The 17,951-nt window shown below is 70.3% G+C and carries 15 protein-coding genes and 1 pseudogene; 6 read left to right on the top strand and 10 right to left on the bottom strand.

The features are described 5' to 3' along the window. Positions 1-213 precede the first annotated feature (213 nt). A complete protein-coding gene (locus MXD62_RS36545; RefSeq protein WP_248833892.1) occupies positions 214-1,170 on the top strand; it encodes a TIGR03564 family F420-dependent LLM class oxidoreductase in 957 nt (318 codons plus the stop codon). A 77-nt stretch (positions 1,171-1,247) separates the two neighbouring features. Here MXD62_RS36545 and MXD62_RS36540 read toward each other — a convergent pair whose 3' ends face one another. The 5 genes from MXD62_RS36540 to MXD62_RS36520 all read right to left on the bottom strand — a co-directional run bounded on the left by MXD62_RS36540 (position 1,248) and on the right by MXD62_RS36520 (position 6,204). Then, a complete protein-coding gene (locus tag MXD62_RS36540; RefSeq protein WP_248833891.1) occupies positions 1,248-2,507 on the bottom strand; it encodes an amidohydrolase family protein in 1,260 nt (419 codons plus the stop codon). Further along, the gene (locus MXD62_RS36535) at positions 2,504-2,845 is read right to left on the bottom strand and encodes a hypothetical protein (RefSeq protein ID WP_020460851.1); all 342 of its coding nucleotides are present in this window, start codon (positions 2,843-2,845) and stop codon (positions 2,504-2,506) included. The genes MXD62_RS36540 and MXD62_RS36535 overlap by 4 nt, the downstream gene beginning before the upstream one ends. Next, positions 2,842-4,113, bottom strand: a complete 1,272-nt coding sequence (locus tag MXD62_RS36530) for an SRPBCC family protein (RefSeq protein ID WP_248833890.1) — start codon at positions 4,111-4,113, stop codon at positions 2,842-2,844. The genes MXD62_RS36535 and MXD62_RS36530 overlap by 4 nt, the downstream gene beginning before the upstream one ends. A 132-nt stretch (positions 4,114-4,245) precedes the next feature. Then, entirely contained in the window at positions 4,246-4,989 is a 744-nt protein-coding gene (locus MXD62_RS36525; protein ID WP_248833893.1) for an SDR family NAD(P)-dependent oxidoreductase, read from the bottom strand. Between the two features lie 594 nt (positions 4,990-5,583). Next, positions 5,584-6,204 carry a YdeI family protein gene (locus MXD62_RS36520; RefSeq protein ID WP_248833889.1) on the bottom strand — a complete coding sequence of 207 codons (621 nt, stop codon included), beginning with the start codon at positions 6,202-6,204 and terminating at the stop codon, positions 5,584-5,586. A 701-nt stretch (positions 6,205-6,905) separates the two neighbouring features. Here MXD62_RS36520 and MXD62_RS36515 point away from each other — a divergent pair. After that, a complete protein-coding gene (locus MXD62_RS36515) occupies positions 6,906-7,508 on the top strand; it encodes a TetR/AcrR family transcriptional regulator (protein WP_248833888.1) in 603 nt (200 codons plus the stop codon). Positions 7,509-7,544: 36 nt separating this feature from the next. Here the strand turns inward: MXD62_RS36515 and MXD62_RS36510 are convergent, their stop codons facing one another. Further along, positions 7,545-8,951, bottom strand: a complete 1,407-nt coding sequence (locus tag MXD62_RS36510; protein ID WP_248833887.1) for an aldehyde dehydrogenase family protein — start codon at positions 8,949-8,951, stop codon at positions 7,545-7,547. Between the two features lie 407 nt (positions 8,952-9,358). Between MXD62_RS36510 and mftD the strand changes: the two genes are divergently transcribed. The 4 genes from mftD (at position 9,359) to MXD62_RS36490 (ending at position 12,647) form a co-directional block, all read left to right on the top strand. Continuing rightward, positions 9,359-10,543 (top strand): pre-mycofactocin synthase MftD, encoded by a 1,185-nt coding sequence (mftD, locus tag MXD62_RS36505; protein ID WP_248833886.1) that lies wholly within the window; start codon positions 9,359-9,361, stop codon positions 10,541-10,543. Further along, positions 10,540-11,328 carry a mycofactocin biosynthesis peptidyl-dipeptidase MftE gene (mftE, locus tag MXD62_RS36500; RefSeq protein WP_248833885.1) on the top strand — a complete coding sequence of 263 codons (789 nt, stop codon included), beginning with the start codon at positions 10,540-10,542 and terminating at the stop codon, positions 11,326-11,328. Before mftD ends, mftE begins: the two co-directional genes overlap by 4 nt. A gap of 113 nt (positions 11,329-11,441) precedes the next feature. Continuing rightward, positions 11,442-12,044 (top strand): mycofactocin system transcriptional regulator, encoded by a 603-nt coding sequence (gene mftR, locus MXD62_RS36495; RefSeq protein ID WP_248833884.1) that lies wholly within the window; start codon positions 11,442-11,444, stop codon positions 12,042-12,044. A 138-nt stretch (positions 12,045-12,182) separates the two neighbouring features. Beyond that, positions 12,183-12,647, top strand: a complete 465-nt coding sequence (locus tag MXD62_RS36490; protein ID WP_248833883.1) for a molybdenum cofactor biosynthesis protein MoaE — start codon at positions 12,183-12,185, stop codon at positions 12,645-12,647. A gap of 67 nt (positions 12,648-12,714) precedes the next feature. Here MXD62_RS36490 and MXD62_RS36485 read toward each other — a convergent pair whose 3' ends face one another. From MXD62_RS36485 to MXD62_RS36470, 4 genes and pseudogenes are all read right to left on the bottom strand, one after another. Beyond that, a complete protein-coding gene (locus MXD62_RS36485) occupies positions 12,715-15,063 on the bottom strand; it encodes a xanthine dehydrogenase family protein molybdopterin-binding subunit (protein WP_248833882.1) in 2,349 nt (782 codons plus the stop codon). 33 nt (positions 15,064-15,096) lie between these two features. After that, entirely contained in the window at positions 15,097-15,834 is a 738-nt protein-coding gene (locus tag MXD62_RS36480) for an SRPBCC family protein (RefSeq protein WP_248833881.1), read from the bottom strand. A gap of 174 nt (positions 15,835-16,008) precedes the next feature. Continuing rightward, positions 16,009-16,479: a (2Fe-2S)-binding protein gene (locus MXD62_RS36475; protein ID WP_248833880.1), complete on the bottom strand. Its 471-nt coding sequence runs from the start codon at positions 16,477-16,479 to the stop codon at positions 16,009-16,011. After that, positions 16,472-17,313 (bottom strand): annotated as a pseudogene (locus MXD62_RS36470) (xanthine dehydrogenase family protein subunit M). The gene MXD62_RS36475 and the pseudogene MXD62_RS36470 overlap by 8 nt, the downstream one beginning before the upstream one ends. Positions 17,314-17,951: the final 638 nt, after the last annotated feature.

Below are 17,951 nucleotides of genomic sequence, written 5' to 3'. Positions count from 1 at the left end.
GCCGGCACCCGGCAGGTCACCGACGCCGAGGTCGGCCTCGTCACGGGCGGCGGCGGCCCGCTCGCCCAGGCGTTCCTGTTCACCAGCGACCGCTGATTCACCAATGACGGCCGTTCGCCCAGGACCGCTGTTCGCCCAGGACCGCTGGCGAAGGAGAGGTCACATAGCGACCTTGTCCGGGGTGATCCCCGTCCCCGATCCCAGGAGGCACCAATGCGAATCGGCCTGATGATCGGCTCCGACAGGGACCGGCAGTACCGGGAGCGGGTACGCGGTTTCATCGCCGACGCCCAGAGCGCGGAGGAGGCGGGCTTCGCCTCGATGTGGGTGCCGCAGATTCCCGGTTACTTCGACGCGCTGACCGTGGTCACGTTGATGGGCCAGGCGACGCGTCGCATCGAGCTGGGCACCGCGGTCGTGCCGGTCCAGACCCGCCATCCGGTCGTCATGGCCCAGCAGGTGCTGTCCACCCAGGCGGTCTGCGAGGGGCGTCTCACGCTGGGGATCGGGCCGTCACACCACTGGATCATCGAGGACCAGCTCGGCCTCTCCTACGAACGCCCCGCCCACCTGGTGCGGAACTACCTCCAGGTGCTGAACGCGGCGTTCGCCGGGCCGGGGCGGATCGAGGTCGACAACGACACCTACCGGGTACACAGCCCGCTCGACGTCACCGACCTCGTCCCGACGCCGATCCTGATCGCGGCGCTGGCGCCGGTCATGCTCCGCATCTCCGGCGAGCAGACCTCCGGAACCATTCTCTGGATGGCGGACGAGCGGGCCATCGGCGACTATGTCGTCCCGCGCATCACGAAGGCCGCGACCGACGCCGGGCGACCGGCACCGCGCGTCGTCGCCGGGGTTCCGGTCGCCCTGTGCCCCGCCGGCGAGGTCGACGCCGCGCGCTCCGCGGCGAACGACGTCCTCGGGCACGCCGACTACTCACCCAACTACAAGCGGCTCCTCGACCACGGGGATGCCAGGGACGTCGGCGACGTCATGGCCGTCGGCGACGAAACCGCCATCGTGGAACGCCTGCGCGGCTTCCGCGACGCGGGAGTCACCGACCTCGCGGCCCGCGTGGTCGCGCTCGGAGCCGACCGCGCCGAGCGCGCCGAGTCCCAGCGGCGGACACAGGCGTTCCTCGCGACGCTCTGCCCCCGGATGTGAGCCAGGTGGCGCTGGAACCAGCCGGCCGCGGTCCAGTCGTCTGGTCTGGTCTGGTCTGGTCCAGCGCCACGCCCGTACTACTCGTTCTTGTAGACGAGACCGTCCTTCATCACGAACCGCACGTCCTGCGTGGCCGTGATGTCATCGGATGGATCTCCGGGAACCGCGATGATGTCGGCCAGCAGACCAGCCGCCAGGCGGCCACGGTCATCGACACCGATCAGCTCGGCGCTGGTGACCGTGGCGGCCCGCAGCGCCTGCATCGCGGTCATGCCGCGGTCGACCAGAGCCCACAGCTCCTTCGCGTTGTGCCCGTGCGGGATGGCGGGCGCGTCGGTGCCGCACGCGATCCGCACCCCGGCCTCGATGGCCCTACCCAGCGTCCGCCGAGCCCGGGGGAAGACCTCCGCGGCCTTCGCCTGGAGCGCGGGCGGCGCCTTCGAGATGTCGAGGCCTTCCGACAGATAGCTGGTGGGGACGAGGAAGGTCCCGTGGTCGACCATCATCCGGATGGTGTCGTCGCTGGCGAGTGAGCCGTGCTCGATGCAGTCCACCCCGGCCCGGACACAGGCCCGGATGCCCGCGTCGCCGTGGGCGTGGGCAGCCACCTTGAGCCCCGCCCGGTGGGCCTCGTCGACGATGGCCGCGATCTCCTCGTCGGAGTACTGCTGCGCGCCGGCGGCGGTGCTGTGCGACATCACCCCGCCCGACGCCGAGATCTTGATGACCCCGGCGCCGTACTTGATCTGGTAGCGGACCGCCGCGCGCACCTGCGGGACGCCGTTGGCGATTCCCTCCTCGACGCCCAGCGGCATGATGTGCGGCGCGAGCCGCTGGAACATCGTCGGGTCGAGGTGCCCGCCGGTGGGCGTGATCGCGTGACCGGCGGCCACGATCCGGGGCCCCGGTACCCAGCCCGCCTCGATCGCCCGGGCCAGGTCCACGTCCAGCAGGTACCCACCGGTCTTGACCATCAGCCCGAGGTTACGCACCGTCGTGAAACCGGCCAGCAGCGTGGTGCGGGCGTTTACCGTCGCCCGCAGGGTCCGGTACACCGGGTCGTCCTGGACGCCGTGCAGCGGGTTCGGCAGGCCCGTCGGGTTCTCGGGGCCACCGAGGAGGAGATTGATCTCCATGTCCATCAGGCCCGGCAGCAGGGTGAGATCGCCCAGATCGATCTCGGTCGCGTCGGTGGGCGGCGCGGCCGGGTTCACCGCGGTGATGCGGTTCCCCTCCACCACCACGACCGCGGGCGACCGCACCGTCCCCGCGTCGACGTCGACCCAGCGCGCCGCGCGCAGAACGGTCGCGCCGGTAGCACCGGGGACGCCGGTCACGGGACCGGCTCGATGACGCAGTCGACCGCGGCGGCGCCGGAATCGGGAATCCGCGGCTGCTTCCACGCCTCGACCGCGAAGGACACGCTGATCATCGAGTACAGCAGGTGCAGCAGGTTCAGTGCCGTCTCCGGCATCTCGTCCAACGGAAAACGGTCGCAGTACGCGATCGCGGCCTCAGCGCGTGGGGTGATCGCGTCGTAGAACTCCTGCATCTCCGACATCGAGCCGGCGAGCCGCCTCCCGTAGCGCTCGGCCTCCGTCGCCAGGCACCAGACCGTGGCATAGGGCTCGAGATCGGCGAACTCGCCCGGCAGCAGGGTCGGCATCGGGCTCACTCCCCCGCGCCGTTGTGCTGGTATTCCCCGACCCAGTCGGCCGCGACCTTGTGCAGGTGCCGGCAGAGAACCTCCTGGTCGTTCAGTGGGAACTCGGCGACAGCCCGGGACTCGAGCATCGACTGCGTCGCCTCCAGCGTGTTGGCGTCCTGCAACGCGTACTCCTTGAAGGTCACCGCGGCCATCTCGCGGGCAACCCGGTCCCGCGCGTTCCGGGAGGGAACGAAATACAGGTTCCCCTCGAAGGTGTGCGTGTTGTGCGACGTCGGCCAGTAATGGTAGGTGAGGTACCAGCCACCCGCCCAGATCAGGATCACGAAGTTCGGCCAGAGATTGAAAGAGTCCAGACCCCACGGCTCGCAGCCGGCCGGGTTGAGACCCGCCGGCATCTTCTCGACGCCGAGATCGGGTTCGTCCCAGGGCCCGAACAGGCCGCTGCGGGTGATGTCCTCCATCGGCTTACGCATCTCCGGGTCCAGTTCCCACGCCTTGATACCGGCCGTGCTGACCAGCCGGTGCGGGCCGTCGATGCGATAGTGCGGCGCCTCGAACCCCGCCTGCTGCGCCGCCGTCGAGAACTTCGACGGCGTCTGCCGGGCGTGCAGAATGGGCGCATGGTAGAACTCCTGGAAGGCGTCCATGAACAGCTTCCAGTTCGCGCCGACCTCAGCACGGTAGTAAAAGCGCTCGGTCATCGTGTCGAACGGATATCCGCCGAGCGCGGTGACCATCGGGCCGAGGAACTCGGGCAGCGACTGTTCGGGCTCCTTCGCCAGATTGACGAAAATGAATCCGGACCAGACGTCGCAGTGCACCGGGACGAGGCCGAAGTCCTTCTTGTCCAGGTTGAAGAACTCGCCCTCCTGCTGCACGAAGGTGGCGGCGCCGTCCAGGCCGTACCGCCAGCCGTGGTACTTGCAGGTGAACTGGCGACAGCTACCGGCGGTCTCCTCCCGCGGGAAGTCGTTCCACACCAGCTTGTTGCCGCGATGGCGACAGATGTTGTGGAAGGCACGGACCTGACCGTCGTTGTCGCGCACGACGACGATCGAGGCCCTGGCGGCCTCGATCTCCTTGGTGAAGTAGCTCCCGCTGCGCGGTAACTGCTCGACCCGGCCCACGTTCAGCCAGGCACGCCTGAAGATCGCATCCCGTTCCAGCGCGTAGAAATCGGGCGAGATGGAGTCCTCGTACGACACCAGCCCGGTTCCCAGCTCCGGGTAGTGTTCCGTCCAGCTTCCCTCAGCCGGCTTCGGCCATCGTGCCACAGTCATTCCTCCGTTTCGGATGGGTCCGTTTCGGATGGGTCAGCGGCCGGACGCGGGTCCGGCTCCGGTCAGGTCGGCCGGGCACGGCTGCCAGGTAGCGGTACGGGGGTCGGCGCGGCACCGGGCCCGCCGTCACATGACACTCCCGCCGTTCACCCCGAGGACCTGGCCGGTGATGAAACCGGCGTCATCGGAGCAGAGAAAGGCGCAGGCGGCGGCTATGTCATCACCCGTCCCCAGCCGGCCCACCGGAATCGCGTTCACCAGGACCTCGTTGTCCGGCAGGTCGCCGGCCGCCTGGGCGCTGCGGGACATCGGTGTGTCGATACTCGACGGCGGGATGCTGTTCACCGTGATCCCGAACGACGCGTACTCCCGCGCGAGGGCCTTCGTCATGGCGATGACGGCACCCTTGGACGCGGCGTAGTGGACCATGCGGGGCGAACCCCGCTGAGCGCTTGACGACGAGAGGGTCACGATACGACCCCACCGCGCCGCGACCATATCAGGGATCACAGCCTGAACGCAGTGGAAAGTCCCGGTAAGATTCACCTCGATCACCCTGTTCCAGGACTCGAGTGTGATTTCGACAAAAGGCTCGAACGCCGCGAGCCCCGCACTCGTGACCAGTATCTCCACCGGGCCGAACTCCTCGCGGACCTGGCTCAGCGCGTTCTCCACGGCCGGACGGCTGGTGACGTCGACTTCGCACGCCAACGCCTCCGCCCCGTCCGCGGCCAGCTCCTTCGCGGCCTGCCGCGCGGCCGAACCGTTGCGATCGACCACGGCGACTCTGTGACCCCGGTCGGCGAGATGCCGGCAGATGGAAAGCCCCATCCCCGACGCACCGCCCGTCACCACGGCGACCCGCTTCATCTGGAACCGGCCGCTGCCCGCGACGGCGCGACGGCGACGAAGCGCGCCGCGCCTCCTGGGCAAAGGTCGTGCTCCACCGCTGAGACCGCGGCCGAGACCCACGAATTGTGGCCCGTGAAGTCAGCCATGCGCACCCACCTTCGTCGTCGCCCGTCACGGAGTCCGCCGGACCGCCGCGATGACGCGCTCGGAACTCTGCATACGACAACGACTCCGGGCCCGCGCGGCGCCGTTTGCCGGCTTCGCCGGCCGATGCCGCCTGCTTCCCGAGTTCGCCGACGGTGCCCTGCCGGCTCATCATCGCCGGCACACCCTTGGCCGTCTTTGCATGTCCGGCCAATTCTGTGCTTGTTTCGGCCATCCCGGCAGCCTTCCTTTGCCGTATTACATGCCGGTGGGAGTCCCAGCAATAGCCCGTCGAAGACCTCGGAGCAGAATGCTGCGGACTCGTTCAGAGCTCCTGGTCGTGGCCGGCCCTGGCCGCGTCGCTCGGCCGGTTCGACGCCGGCATAGAGATCGTCGGGCCACCCGAGCTCACGCGCGCGTTCGACCGTCTCGCCGCCGGGTACACGCAGGTCGTGGCATCCGGCCCGGTCACTGCGGGTAAGGCGTCTCGCCGCGTTCGAGCATCCCGACGAGCGTCGCCAGACGATTCGCCCGGCTCGACGGACTCGGCGCGGTCATGATCCTGTGTAGGACCGCATAGCGGTTACGGCCGTTCAAACTCGCGAACGCCGACGCCGCAGCCGTTGACACGGTCAGTGCGGCCGCCAGGTCATCCGGGACCTGCGCCCTCGCAGCTCCCGGATAGGCCCGGTCCCAGCGTCCGTCCGCCTTCGCGCCCTCGATCTCGGCGTGCCCGCGGGGACGCATCCGGCCCTCCTCCGTCAGACGCGTCACGAGGCCGATGTTCCGCTCGGACCACAGCGAGGCCCTGCGGCGTGGTGTGAACCGCTGCCGGAAGGTCGCCGCATCCATGCTCTTCTTCTGCCCGTCGATCCAGCCGCTGCACAACGCCTCCTGGAGGGCGAGGGCGTAGCTCAGCGACGTCGGAGACGTGGTGCCCTTCTTGGCCAGCAGCAGCCACACCCCGTCGGAGACGCTTTCGTTCACGTCCAGCCATGCCCGCCACGCCGCGGCATCGGCGACGACCAGCACCTCCGGCTCGGTGCTGGTTCGCGACTCCGCTCCGGCCGCCCTGTCTCCCGTGCTCATGGGCTTCATCATATGGACGGTGCCGATGACCATTCGACAACGATGGGGAACTGCCGACCGCTTTCTGGTTGACGCCAGTGCACTGCCAGCACTGAACTGTCGTTCGATAAGACGCGAATCGCGTCTCACGCGGCGTCGCCCATCGGGCGGACCGCGGCGGCGATGATCACGAATGTGTGGACCTCTGCGACCTGGGTGTCCTCGGCGAGCAGAAGTGCGACTCAGCGCGGCGCGGCACATCCCGGCGGACAACCGGCGAAACGACGGGCCTCCGGGTAGCTGACTGCAAAGACATCGGCCGCACACCACCGCAACCACTGAACGATTATTTAATACAAAGGGCGGCCGTCGTCAATCGCCACTCGGGCAAGAGACGGATCGACGACCGAGCCCGAGTCCCGACCGGCCGGACGTCGGCCGTCCGGCGTCCGGCGCCCGGCCAGGCGTGGGCGAACACCCGAGCCTGCGACTTCGCCGCGGCGACGGCCGTCGCGCGGCAGGTCGCGCCGCCGCCCGCGTCCGTCACCCACCGCCAGGGGACTTTGCGTGCGCTTGTCAGGGGACGTCGCGCGCGCCGAAGGCTCACCGAGGCGGCCACGGAGACGCTGACCCCAGCCGTGCGGCACCGGCGGGACTCGAGCCACGCCACGCTAAACACAAGTTCAGCAAGGCTGCGTGCCGGCGTCAATCAGAATGAGGGTATGACCACCCCACGCCGCACTGGCACCGAGAGCTCGAAGACGCGCGCGCTCCTGCTCGACGTCACCGAACGACTGATGCGGAACGAGGGCTACGCCGCAGTGAGCTCACGCAGTGTGGCCAACGCGGCCGGCGTCACACCCGCACTGATCCACTACTACTTCCCGACATTGGATGATCTTTTCCTCGCCCTCTTCCGGCGCGGCGCCGAGAAGAACCTCGAACGCCAGAGACGCGTCCTCACATCACCTCAGCCGTTGCGGGGCCTGTGGGAGTCCAGCATCGAGCCCACCGGCACGTCGCTGCTGACCGAGTTCATGGCACTCGCGAACCACCGCAAGAGCATCCGCCAGGAGATCGCGGAGTACGCGAAGCAGTTCCGGCGCCTGCAGACGGAGCTCCTCGCGAGCCGGTTGGAGGAGTGCGGAATCGACCCGACTCAGGTCTCCCCCACCGTCGCCCTCTTCATGATCGGAGTCGTCAGCCGTGGCTTCGTGGCGGAGGACATGCTCGGGATCACCGACGGCCACACCGAGGCACTGGCTCTCGTGGAACGGTTGTTGCAGCGCTTTGAAACCTCGGCGGAGGCCGGCAGCGAGCCATGACGGCAGTCGAACATGCCGGCCAGCCTGACGGCGACCTCAGCCTCTGGCGCGGTGCTGGACCTGGATGTCGGTGTAGCCGGCCAGTCCCCAGGGGCCGTTCTCCACTCCGAGTCCGCTCCACCTCGTCCCGCCGAAAGGCTGGTGGGGTCCGAGGGCGACATGGGCGTTGACCCAGGCGGTTCCGCACTCCAGCCGCTCGGCCACGGCGCCGGCCCGGTCGGGGTCCGCGGACCACACCGACCCCGAGAGCCCGAAGGTCGTCGCGTTGGCCCGGGCCACGACCTCGTCGACGTCGCGGTACGGGAGGATCGGCAGCACCGGGCCGAACTGTTCCTCGTCGACGATCCGGGTGCCTTCCACCGCCCCGGTGATCACGGTGGGCTGGAAGAAGTAGCCGGGGCCGCCGACCGGGGCCCCGCCGGTGAGCGCGGTCGCGCCGCCCGCGAGCGCGTCGGCCACGAGCTCGCCGACCCGCTCGTACTGCGGCCGGTTCTGGACCGGCCCGAGCTCAGTGTCCGGATCCATGCCGTCACCGACCCTGGCCGCCGCGACACGGGCGGCGAGGGCGTCGGCGACCTGATCGTGCAGCGCCTCGGGGACGTAGAGGCGTTTGATGGCGGAGCAGACCTGCCCGCTGTTGTCGAAGGCACCCCGGAACAGCTTCTCCACGATGGCGGCGGGGTCGACATCATCGAGCAGGATCGCGGGATCGTTGCCGCCGAGCTCCAGGGTGAGGCGCTTGAGGTCTGGGGCCGCCGAGGCGGCGATGTGCTTGCCGGTCGCGATCGACCCGGTGAAACTGATCTTGCGCGGGGTGGGGTGCGAGGTCATCCACCTACCCAGCTCGTCTCCCCCCGACACGACGTTGAGCACGCCCGGCGGGAACACCTCGCTGAGGATCTCGGCCATCAGCAGGGTGCTGCGAGGCGTGAACGGTGACGGCTTGAGCACCATCGTGTTCCCGGCGAGCAGCGCAGGCGCGATCTTCCAGGTCGCCAGCATGATCGGGAAGTTCCACGGGGTGATGGCCGCGACGACCCCCACCGGGCGACGCACGACCTCGACGCGGGCACGGGCGTCGTCCTGGATGACCTCTCGAGGTATCTCCAGCTGGGAGAAGTACTTGAGCCAGTAGCTGGCTCCGAACGCCTCCCTCTTCGCCGACTTCAGGGGCTTGCCCTGCTCGGCGGTCAGGACCGGGCCGATCTGGTCCGCCGAGGCCGTGAGCCGATTCGCGGCCTCGGCGAGGGCGGCCCGGCGCGCGTCCTCGTCGCCGCGCCAGCCGACGAAGGCCTTCGTCGCGGCGTCGAACGCCTCGTCCAGCTGCTCCGCGGTGCAGTCCGGAGCCTGCGCGTGGACCTCGCCCGTCGCCGGGTTCACGACACCGAAGGTCGACCGGGCAGCTCGACGCTCCCCGCCTATGATCATCGAGACGTCGGGCATGATCCCCTCCGCATCCCTGTTCGAAGTGCTGGTGACGCACCGCCGACCGCACTAAACAGCTGTTTAGTGCCACCCGGATCCGCGCGTCAAGGGACGTACGGCCGGCGAACCGCGCGGGTCGCCCCGCCAACCTGGCCCTGACGGCAACCGCGGGATCAGGTCACCCGATTTCAGGACAGGGCTTCATTTTAGCCCCGAGTGCCATTAATGTTCTCGCATGCCGGGAACAGCGGCTCCTCGCCGGGAGGAGGCCGCGGGCAGGACGCGCTGGCTGATCCGCTCCGGCGCGCGCCGGCGGCACCGCCGGTCTCGGCGTGTGCCGAGAGCCCGCTGGCCGGGTTCGCCCCCGCCGGCTGAGATGAGATCGCACTCGGCTGCTCCCGTGGGAGCGCCGCGAAAGGTGGAGCATGAGCAGCACATGGTTCGAGTCGGTCGCCGAGGCACAGCGGCGTGCGCGGCGCAGGCTGCCGAAGTCGGTGTACAGCGCGCTGCTGGCCGGCTCGGAGGCGGGCGTGTCGTACCGGGACAACACCGCGGCGTTCGACGAGCTCGGCTTCGCGCCGCATGTGGCGGGGCTGTCCCCCAAGCGTGATCAGCAGACCACGGTCCTGGGCCAGCCGATCTCCCTACCGGTGGTCATCTCCCCGACCGGGGTCCAGGCGGTGCACCCCGACGGCGAGGTGGCGGTCGCACGGGCCGCCGCGGCACGGGGCACCGCCATGGGCCTGTCCTCGTTCGCCAGCAAGCCGATCGAGGACGTCATCGCCGCCAACCCGCAGACGTTCTTCCAGATGTACTGGATGGGCACCCGGGACTGGATGATCCGGCGGATGGAGCACGCCCGGCAGGCCGGGGCGGTCGGCCTGATCGTCACCCTGGACTGGTCGTTCTCGCACAGCCGCGACTGGGGCAGCCCGTGGATCCCCGAGCGGCTCGACCTGAGGACCATGGTCAAGCTGGCGCCCCAGGGCGTGTCCCGGCCCGCGTGGCTGCTCCAGTACCTGCGCACCGGCAAGCTGCCCGACCTGAGCGTGCCGAACCTGGCCGAACCCGGCCAGCCGGCTCCGGTGTTCTTCGGCGCGTACGGCGAATGGATGCAGACACCCCCGCCGAGCTGGGAGGACATCGCCTGGCTGCGCCAGCAGTGGGACGGGCCGTTCATGCTCAAGGGCGTCTCCCGGGTGGACGACGCCCGCCGCGCCCGCGACGCCGGGGTCAGCGCGATCTCGGTCTCCAACCACGGCGGCAACAACCTCGACAGCACTCCGGCCCCGATCCGGGCCCTGGCCGCGGTCGTGGGCGCGGTCGGTACCGATGTCGAGGTGCTCATGGACGGCGGCATCCGCCGGGGCGGGGACGTCGTGAAGGCACTCGCGCTCGGCGCGCGGGCGGTCATGATCGGCCGCGCCTACCTGTGGGGCCTGGCCGCCGGCGGGCAGGCCGGGGTCGAGAACGTCCTGGACGTCCTGCGTAACGGCATCGACTCCGCCCTGCTGTCGCTCGGGCACGCGTCCATCCACGAGCTGACCCCGGACGACGTCCTGATACCCGACGACTTCCCCCGCGCGCTCGGCGCCGCGACCGCGCGATGACCACGGGCGCGGGCCAGGCGGACGAGGGCGGGACGGGCGCGGGGCGGACGGGCCTGTCGGGGCGGTCCTGGCCCGACATCGCCGGCAGGCCGCTCGTCCTGGTGCCGGTGGGGTCCTGTGAGCAGCACGGCCCCCACCTGCCCCTGGTCACCGACACCACGATCGCGGTCGCGGTGGCCGAAGGCGTGGCACAGCACCTCCTCCGGCGGCGCCCCGCCGAACCGGTCCTGGTCGCACCACCCCTCACCTACACCGCCAGCGGTGAGCACCAGTCGTTCGCGGGCACGATCTCCATCGGCGGCCCGGTCCTGCACCTGGTACTGGTCGAGCTGATCCGCTCGATGTCCACCTGGTCCGGGCCGGTGGTGTTCGTCAACGCCCACGGCGGCAACCTGCGTGGCCTCATCGAAGCCGTCACCCAGCTGCGTGACGAACGGTACGACGTGGCATGGGTACCGTGCGACGCCGACGCCGACGCCGACGCGCACGCCGGGTTCACCGAGACCTCGCTCATGCTCCACCTGGCACCCCACCAGGTGGACATGACCCGGGCCGCAGCCGGTAACACCACCTCCCTCGACGAGCTGCTGCCCGCCCTGGTCACCGGCGGAGTGGCCGCCGTCGCCCCGTCCGGGGTGCTCGGCGACCCGACCGCCGCCACCGCCCAGGAAGGAGAGCGCATCCTGCGCCGGATGGTCGACAACGTGTGCGAGCTGATCCACAGCGGCGAGGCTGCCGCCGACGGGCGCCTGCGCCCGCCCCTGCCCGCGGCGCCACGGCTGTGAACGCGGGGCCCGGCTTCCGGACGGCCGACGGGTATCACGGCGCGCCCTCGTCCCGGGCGCAGCGGGCGACCCGACGTGGCCCGCGGATGTCACAGCGCCCATATTTTGTACGCGTGGCCACCCCATCGAAACGGCCTAAGGGCCGCCCACCCGTCACCGATCACGCCGCGATCGAGCGGGCGGCCTTCGCGGTGTTCACCGAGCGGGGGTTCGACGCCACCACCCTGGACGCGATCGCCGACGCCGCGGGAGTCGGGCGCAGGACCCTGCTCAGGTACTACCCGTCCAAGAACGACATACCCTGGGGGCAGTTCGACGAGAGCCTTGTCGAACTGCAGAAGTCCCTGGCCGACATGCCCCGTGACATCCCCGTCCACGAGGCCGTGCACCGCGCGGTGCTCGCCTTCAACCACGTGGACCACGAGGCCGTGGCCCAGCACCGGCAACGGATGACCCTGCTGCTCAGAACACCCACACTGCAGGCCCACTCTGTTCTCAAGTACCGGCGGTGGCGCGAGGTCATAGCCTCCTACGTCGCCGAACGTCACGATCTGACCGCGGACGACCTGCTGCCGCGTACCGTGGGCCAGGTCACCCTCGCGCTCGCCCTGTCCGCCTACGAACAATGGCTGGAACACGAGGACAGGACGATCGAGGAGTTCCTCGACGAGGCCCTGCGCGGGCTCCAGGGATACTTCGCCGACCCGCCACCGTGACGGTCACCCGCGCCCATCGACCCGGACACTGACGTTGCACTCCGGACAAGACCGAGATCCTCATGGCCACCGAGAGCGTCGCGCGGGAGCGACGGGCTCCGGACCCTGTTCACTACGGCAGAAGAGGCTGTAAGCACGATGGCTGGTTCTGAGTCGCCTGCCCCTGGGTGCCCGACGACGGCGGGAGAAGTGCTCCTCGCGGAGATCCGGGACACCCCGCTCTCCGTCGACGAGTGTCTGGCGGCGGTGCGGGCGTCCGAGGTAGGGGGTGTCGCCCTGTTCGTCGGCATGGTCCGCGATCACGACCATGACCGTCCGGTGGTCGAGCTGGACTACTCCGCCCACCCGTCGGGCCAGGCCGAGCTGGCCCGGGTGGCCGGCGAGGTCGCCGCCCTGGACGGGGTGCGCACCGTCGCCGTGGTGCACCGGACGGGGTCGCTGCGGGTGGGTGACCTGGCCGTGGTGACGGCGGTCGGCGCGGCCCACCGGGCGGAGGCGTTCACGGCCTGCCGGCGGCTGATCGACGACGTGAAGGCGCGGGTGCCGATCTGGAAACACCAGTTGTTCGCCGACGGCTCGGCGGAATGGGTGGGTTCCTGCTGAGCCGAACGGTCGTTTGGCATTCCAGGGGTCGAGGTGATCTTCCGCGCGTGACGTGCCGCGCCGGTTCCTATCCGGCCGTCCGTTCGTCGAGGAGCGCGACGATCGCCGCCGGCGTGAGCGGAAGGCGGGTGACGGAGACGCCGAACGGCGCGAGCGCGTCCGCGACCGCGTTGATGACGGCCGGGGGCGCGCCGATCGCGCCGCCCTCACCGACGCCCTTGTACCCCCCCGGGCCCGGCCCCGGCGTCTCGATGTGCACGTGCTCGATGAGCGGCACCTCGGCGATGGTCGGCAGCAGGTAGTCGATGAACGTGGTGGCGACCGGGTTGGCGTCCTCGTCGTAGGCCAGGTGTTCGTAGAGGGCCCCGCCGATGCCCTGCACGGTCCCACCGTCGATCTGGCCCTCGACGACGCTCGGGTTGATCCGCGGGCCGCAGTCCTCGCTGACCAGGTAGCGCAGGAAGGTGACGACCCCGGTCGTGGTGTCCACCTCGCAGGTGCAGATGTGGGTGGCGTTGGCCCACAGCATCGGCGCCTGCGCCTGGTACCGGCCGCTCGCCTCCAGCCCGGGCTGCACACCGGGCGGTAGCGCGGCGGGATCGAAGTACGCCAGGTTCGCGATCTCGGCGAGCGACAGGCCGATCGAGGGGGTGCCGCGCACGGTGGCCCGCCCGTCCGCGAGCTCGATGTCCTCGGCCGCCGCCTCCAGGCGGTGCGCCGCGATGGCGATGATGCGCTCGCGCAGCTCGCCCGCGGTCGCCCCGACCGCGCCGGCGATCATCGAACCGCTGCGGCTGCCGCCGGTCCCCCCGCCGAAGGGCGTGATCGCGGTGTCCCCCTGGATCGTGTTGACGTCGCCGATGTCGACGCCGAGCGTGTCGGCGGCGATCTGCACGGCGGTGGTCTCCAGGCTGTTGCCCGTCGAGCCGCCGGCGAGATACACGTTGACCGTGCCGCTCGGCTCGATGCGGACCGTGGCGCCCTCCGTCGCGTAGAAGCCCATCGCGGAGGTCGTGGGCTCCACGTAGCTGCAGGTGCCGATGCCGATGTAGCGGCCGTTCGCCCGGGCCTCGGCCTGCTCGCGGCGGAACGCGTCGTAGTCGAAGTGCTCCAGTGCCTTCTCGAACACCTCGCGCGGGGACATGTGGTCGTACGGCATGTGGCACGGGTTCACGTACGGCATGTCCGAACGAGCGAGGAAGTTGCGCCGGCGCAGCTCGACGGGATCGATGCCCATCCGCCGCGCGGCCACGTCGAGCAGCACCTCGCGGGCGACCGACTCGTACTGCCACGGCCCCCGGTAGGCGCTGCGACCCAGCGTGTTGGAGAACACCGACGTCGTCGACCAGGCCGCGGCCGGGACGCGGTAGGGGCCGGGGAACATCAGGCAGACCGCGACCGCGGTGCCCACCGGCCACGGGGTGGGATAGGCGCCCACATCCTGGACGTGGTCGATCTGCGCCGCGAGAATCACGCCGTCCTCGTCGAAGGCGAAGCGCATGGCCCCGTGCTCGTGGCGCGCGGAGTTGGCCGCCATGAGGTTCTCCCGCCGGTCCTCGATCCACTTGACCGGCGCCGGCACCTTCCGCGCGACGAGCAGCATGCACATGTCCTCGCGCAGAGCCAGGACCTTCTGGCCGAAGCCACCGCCGGCATCCCGCATGATCACGCGGATGCGGTGCTCCGGCAGGCCGAGGAGCCGCCCGGCGAACGCCCGCAGCTCGTGCGGCGACTGCGATGCCGCCCAGATCGTGAGCTCGCCGCCGGACCATTCCACGACGATGCCGCGGGTCTCCATCGGGACGGGCGCGTACGCCTGCTGGTAGATCGTCTCCTCGACGACGAGCGCCGCGGTGGCGCACACCTCGTCCACCTGATCCGTCGCGCCGCTGTCCAGCCGGCCGGCCACGTTGTTCGGATACTGCCCGTGCACAAGCTCCGTCGACTCCTGGGCGTCGACGTAGTACGCGACCGGCGGCAGCGGGTCGTACTCCACGTCCACCAGCTCGACGGCGTCCTCCGCGATGTAGCGGTTGTCCGCGATGACGAGCGCGACGGGATCACCGACGAACCGGACCTCGTCCTGGGCGAGCGCCGGGCGCGGGGTGTCCGGGCTGTCGCGGCCGACGATCGCGTACCACTGCTCGTGGATGTCGGGGTTGAGGTCCGCGGCGACGAACACCGCGTGCACGCCCTCCAGCTCCACCGCCGCCGAGATGTCGATGCCGACGATGCGCGCGCGGGCGAACGGGCTGCGCACGAAGCACGCGTGCAGCATCCCCGGACGCTGCACGTCGTCGACGTAGGTTCCCTGCCCGGTGAGCAGTCGTGGGTCCTCGACCCGGTTCACCCGGGTGCCCGTGTAACGGGCGGCGGTCGGCGTGGCGGTGGCTGTCGTGGCAGCGGGGTTGCCCATGGCGCCCTTCGAACGGTAGTGGAGAGGCGGAACTCAGCCGCGACCCTGGCGGAACAGAGAGCTCAGCAGCCAGCCCGCGACAAAGGCCACGAGGACCGGGGCGAGGCGCTTGACGACCGGTGAGCCGGCGGCGTCGAACAGGTTGACGGGCTCGGGTTCGGGCTGGTGGATGGTGCGTGCCCCGGGGGCGGCCGGGGCGGGTGCCGGCGGGAGCCCGGGACCGGGGACTGCGGGTGCGGGTCCGACCGGCCCGCTCGCCGCGCCCGTGGCCGGCGCAGCCGCCGGGACGGGGTCCCCGGCAGTGGGCGAGGCGGGGGTGGTGGTGTCGCCGCGGAGCACCGTGGACTCCAGGGACTCGACGAAACGCCCAAGCAGGTTGGCGCTGACGTCGCTGATCACACCTCGGCCGAACTGGGCGACCTTCCCCGTGATCTTCAGGTCGGTGAGCACGCTGACCTGGGTGCCGGTGCCATCGGGGACGAGCGTCACGGTGATGGTGGCCGACGCGTTGCCCTGGCCGCGGGTCTCCCGGCCGTCGGCCTTCAGGACGGCCCGGTGGGCGGCCTCGTCACGTTCGAGGAAGGTCGCCGTGCCCTTGTACTGCGCGGTGACCGGGCCGACCTTGACCTTCACGATGCCGCGGTACTCGTCGCCCTCCACCTCCTGAAGCTGGGCTCCCGGCAGGCAGGGCGCGATGCGTTCGAGGTCGGTGAGGACCGACCAGGTGACGGCCGGGCTCGCGTCGACGCGGAACTCGTTGCTCAGATCCATGATCTCATTCACCGACAGGCAGGTAGGGCCCACGACCAGGGGCGGACAGTGGTGGACAGGCCGGCCCCGGGCGGAGGGCCGGCATCGACAGGAACGGGCGGCCGACCGCCACGGCATCCCCCCGGGACCGGGCCGCGGGCGTCCCGTCCGTGCGGCGGCGCGACCGACCACCGATCACGGTGTGTTACCGGCCGCGGCCCGTACCGCCTTGAAGATCCCCTGGTAGCCGGTGCAGCGGCAGATGTTGCCGGACAGACCGGCGCGGATCTCCTCGTCGGTCGGGTCGGGGTTGTCCCGCAGCAGGGCGGTGACCGACACGACGAAACCCGGCGTGCAGAACCCGCACTGCAGGCCGTGGTTCTCCTGGAAGGCGACCTGTACCGGCGAGAGGTTCTCCGGTGTGCCGAGGCCTTCGATCGTGGTGACCTCGCGGCCCTCGGCCTGCACCGCGAGCACGAGGCACGCGCGCACCGCCGCACCGTCGAGCAGCACCGTGCAGGCACCGCACACCCCGTGCTCGCAGCCGAGGTGCGTGCCGGTCAGATGGCAGTGCTCCCGCAGGAAGTCGGCGAGCGTCAGCCGTGGCTCCACCCGCCCGCGGCGTTCCATGCCGTTGACGCGCAGCCTGATCTGTACTTCATCCATCGTGAGCCTCCCGGAGCGCGCGCTGCCAGGCTCGGGTGACCATCGCGGCCCCGACGCGTCGGCGGTAGTCGGCCGAGCCGTGCAGGTCGGCCGGAACGGACTGGAGTGTCGACATCGCGGCCCGCCCGACCTCTACCGGGTCGATCTCGGCAGCCGCGGCGCCGGTCACAGCATCTTCGGCGGCGGTGGCGCGTTCGGGTACGGAACCGAGGCCGAGCAGCCCGATGCCGCAGCGACGACCGCGCCGGCGATCGCGAAGTCACCGTGGCGGCGGGCGAGCTCCTCGACGGCGTGCCCGGTCCTGCCGCGCCAGGCGGGGAAGCTCACGGCGGTGAGGATCTCGTCGTCGGCGAGGGCGGTGCTCCAGGTACCGAGGAAGAACTTCTCGGCGGGGATGGTGCGCGCCCCGCGCGGCGAGACGGTCTCCAGCTGCGCGTCGAGGGCGAGCGCCACCGCGGGGAACTCGGCGGCGGGGTCGGCGTGGGCGATCGCGCCGCCGACCGTGCCCCGGTTGCGGATCTGGAAGTGGCCGATGAGCGGGGCGGCGCGGGCCAGCAGCGGGACGGTCCTGGCGAGGTCCACGGACGACTCGACAGCGGTATGGGTGGTGGCGGCACCGATGCGGACGGTGTCGCCCTGATGGTCGATGCCGGCCAGCTCGGGTATCCGGCCGAGGTCAACGAGGTGGTCGAAGACGGCGAGTCGCATCGCGAGCATGGGAATCAGGCTCTGGCCCCCGGCCAGGACCTTCGCGCTGTCACCGTGCTCGGCGAGCAGAGCAAGCGCCTCAGCAAGAGTGGACGGCGCATGGTAGGCGAACCGTGACGCTTTCATTGCCGTGGCGGCTCCGGACTTGTCGGGTCGACCTCGATCTCCAGCGAACAGAAGAACCAGGCCATGGTCTAGTAGAGGACGACGGTGAGAACGACGTCGAACAGCTCCGTTCGGCGTCAGGTTCGCTCACGGTGCCGCCGCCGAGGTGTTCGTTCACGGCACGGATCAGCGCGGTCTCGACGAGAGTACTGAACGACCGTACAAGCTTCACCGGAGACCGAGCAAGTAGGCCTGGACCAGCGCAGGCCGGTCTCCCATCGGCCCTACGGAGCGGAGGAGGGACCGGGGACCTCCGAGCGCCCCGCCCCCGCCCCGTGAACGGCGATCCTGCCCGCGTTCTGGTTGACGCCACGCAGCCGCGATGCTGAACTAGCGTTTAATGCCCAGGAGGGCTGACTTCCCGTGCCGCTTCGGCGCCGGCGCGAGAGGACGCGATCGAGGCGTGGAGACGCCGATGACGCACCTCTCCGGCCTCGGCCTCGACCTCGACCTCGGCGGCGTTCCAGGAGATCCCTGTCCACCTCCCGTGACGGGAGGTGGACCATCAGGCAAGGAGACGCGGATGGGAAAGCTCGATGGCAAGGTCGCGTTCATCACCGGTGCTGCCCGAGGTCAGGGCCGTAGCCACGCGGTCCGGT

The organism is Frankia sp. Mgl5, from assembly GCF_023242985.1.
In the GTDB taxonomy this organism is placed as follows: Bacteria; Actinomycetota; Actinomycetes; order Frankiales; family Frankiaceae; genus Parafrankia; species Parafrankia soli.
The sequence above is the reverse complement of the archived record's forward strand: the minus strand, read 5'-3'. Positions and strand labels throughout refer to the sequence as shown.

Bases quoted from the DNA above. Each gene is read 5' to 3' on its own strand.
- MXD62_RS36475 (WP_248833880.1), bottom strand. From the start codon at position 16,479: ATGGATGAAGTACAGATCAGGCTGCGCGTCAACGGCATGGAACGCCGC.
- MXD62_RS36515 (WP_248833888.1), top strand. From the start codon at position 6,906: ATGACCACCCCACGCCGCACTGGCACCGAGAGCTCGAAGACGCGCGCG.
- mftD (WP_248833886.1), top strand. From the start codon at position 9,359: ATGAGCAGCACATGGTTCGAGTCGGTCGCCGAGGCACAGCGGCGTGCG.
- MXD62_RS36490 (WP_248833883.1), top strand. From the start codon at position 12,183: ATGGCTGGTTCTGAGTCGCCTGCCCCTGGGTGCCCGACGACGGCGGGA.
- MXD62_RS36525 (WP_248833893.1), bottom strand. From the start codon at position 4,989: ATGAAGCGGGTCGCCGTGGTGACGGGCGGTGCGTCGGGGATGGGGCTT.
- MXD62_RS36485 (WP_248833882.1), bottom strand. From the start codon at position 15,063: ATGGGCAACCCCGCTGCCACGACAGCCACCGCCACGCCGACCGCCGCC.
- MXD62_RS36510 (WP_248833887.1), bottom strand. From the start codon at position 8,951: ATGCCCGACGTCTCGATGATCATAGGCGGGGAGCGTCGAGCTGCCCGG.
- MXD62_RS36480 (WP_248833881.1), bottom strand. From the start codon at position 15,834: ATGGATCTGAGCAACGAGTTCCGCGTCGACGCGAGCCCGGCCGTCACC.
- mftE (WP_248833885.1), top strand. From the start codon at position 10,540: ATGACCACGGGCGCGGGCCAGGCGGACGAGGGCGGGACGGGCGCGGGG.
- MXD62_RS36520 (WP_248833889.1), bottom strand. From the start codon at position 6,204: ATGAGCACGGGAGACAGGGCGGCCGGAGCGGAGTCGCGAACCAGCACC.
- MXD62_RS36545 (WP_248833892.1), top strand. From the start codon at position 214: ATGCGAATCGGCCTGATGATCGGCTCCGACAGGGACCGGCAGTACCGG.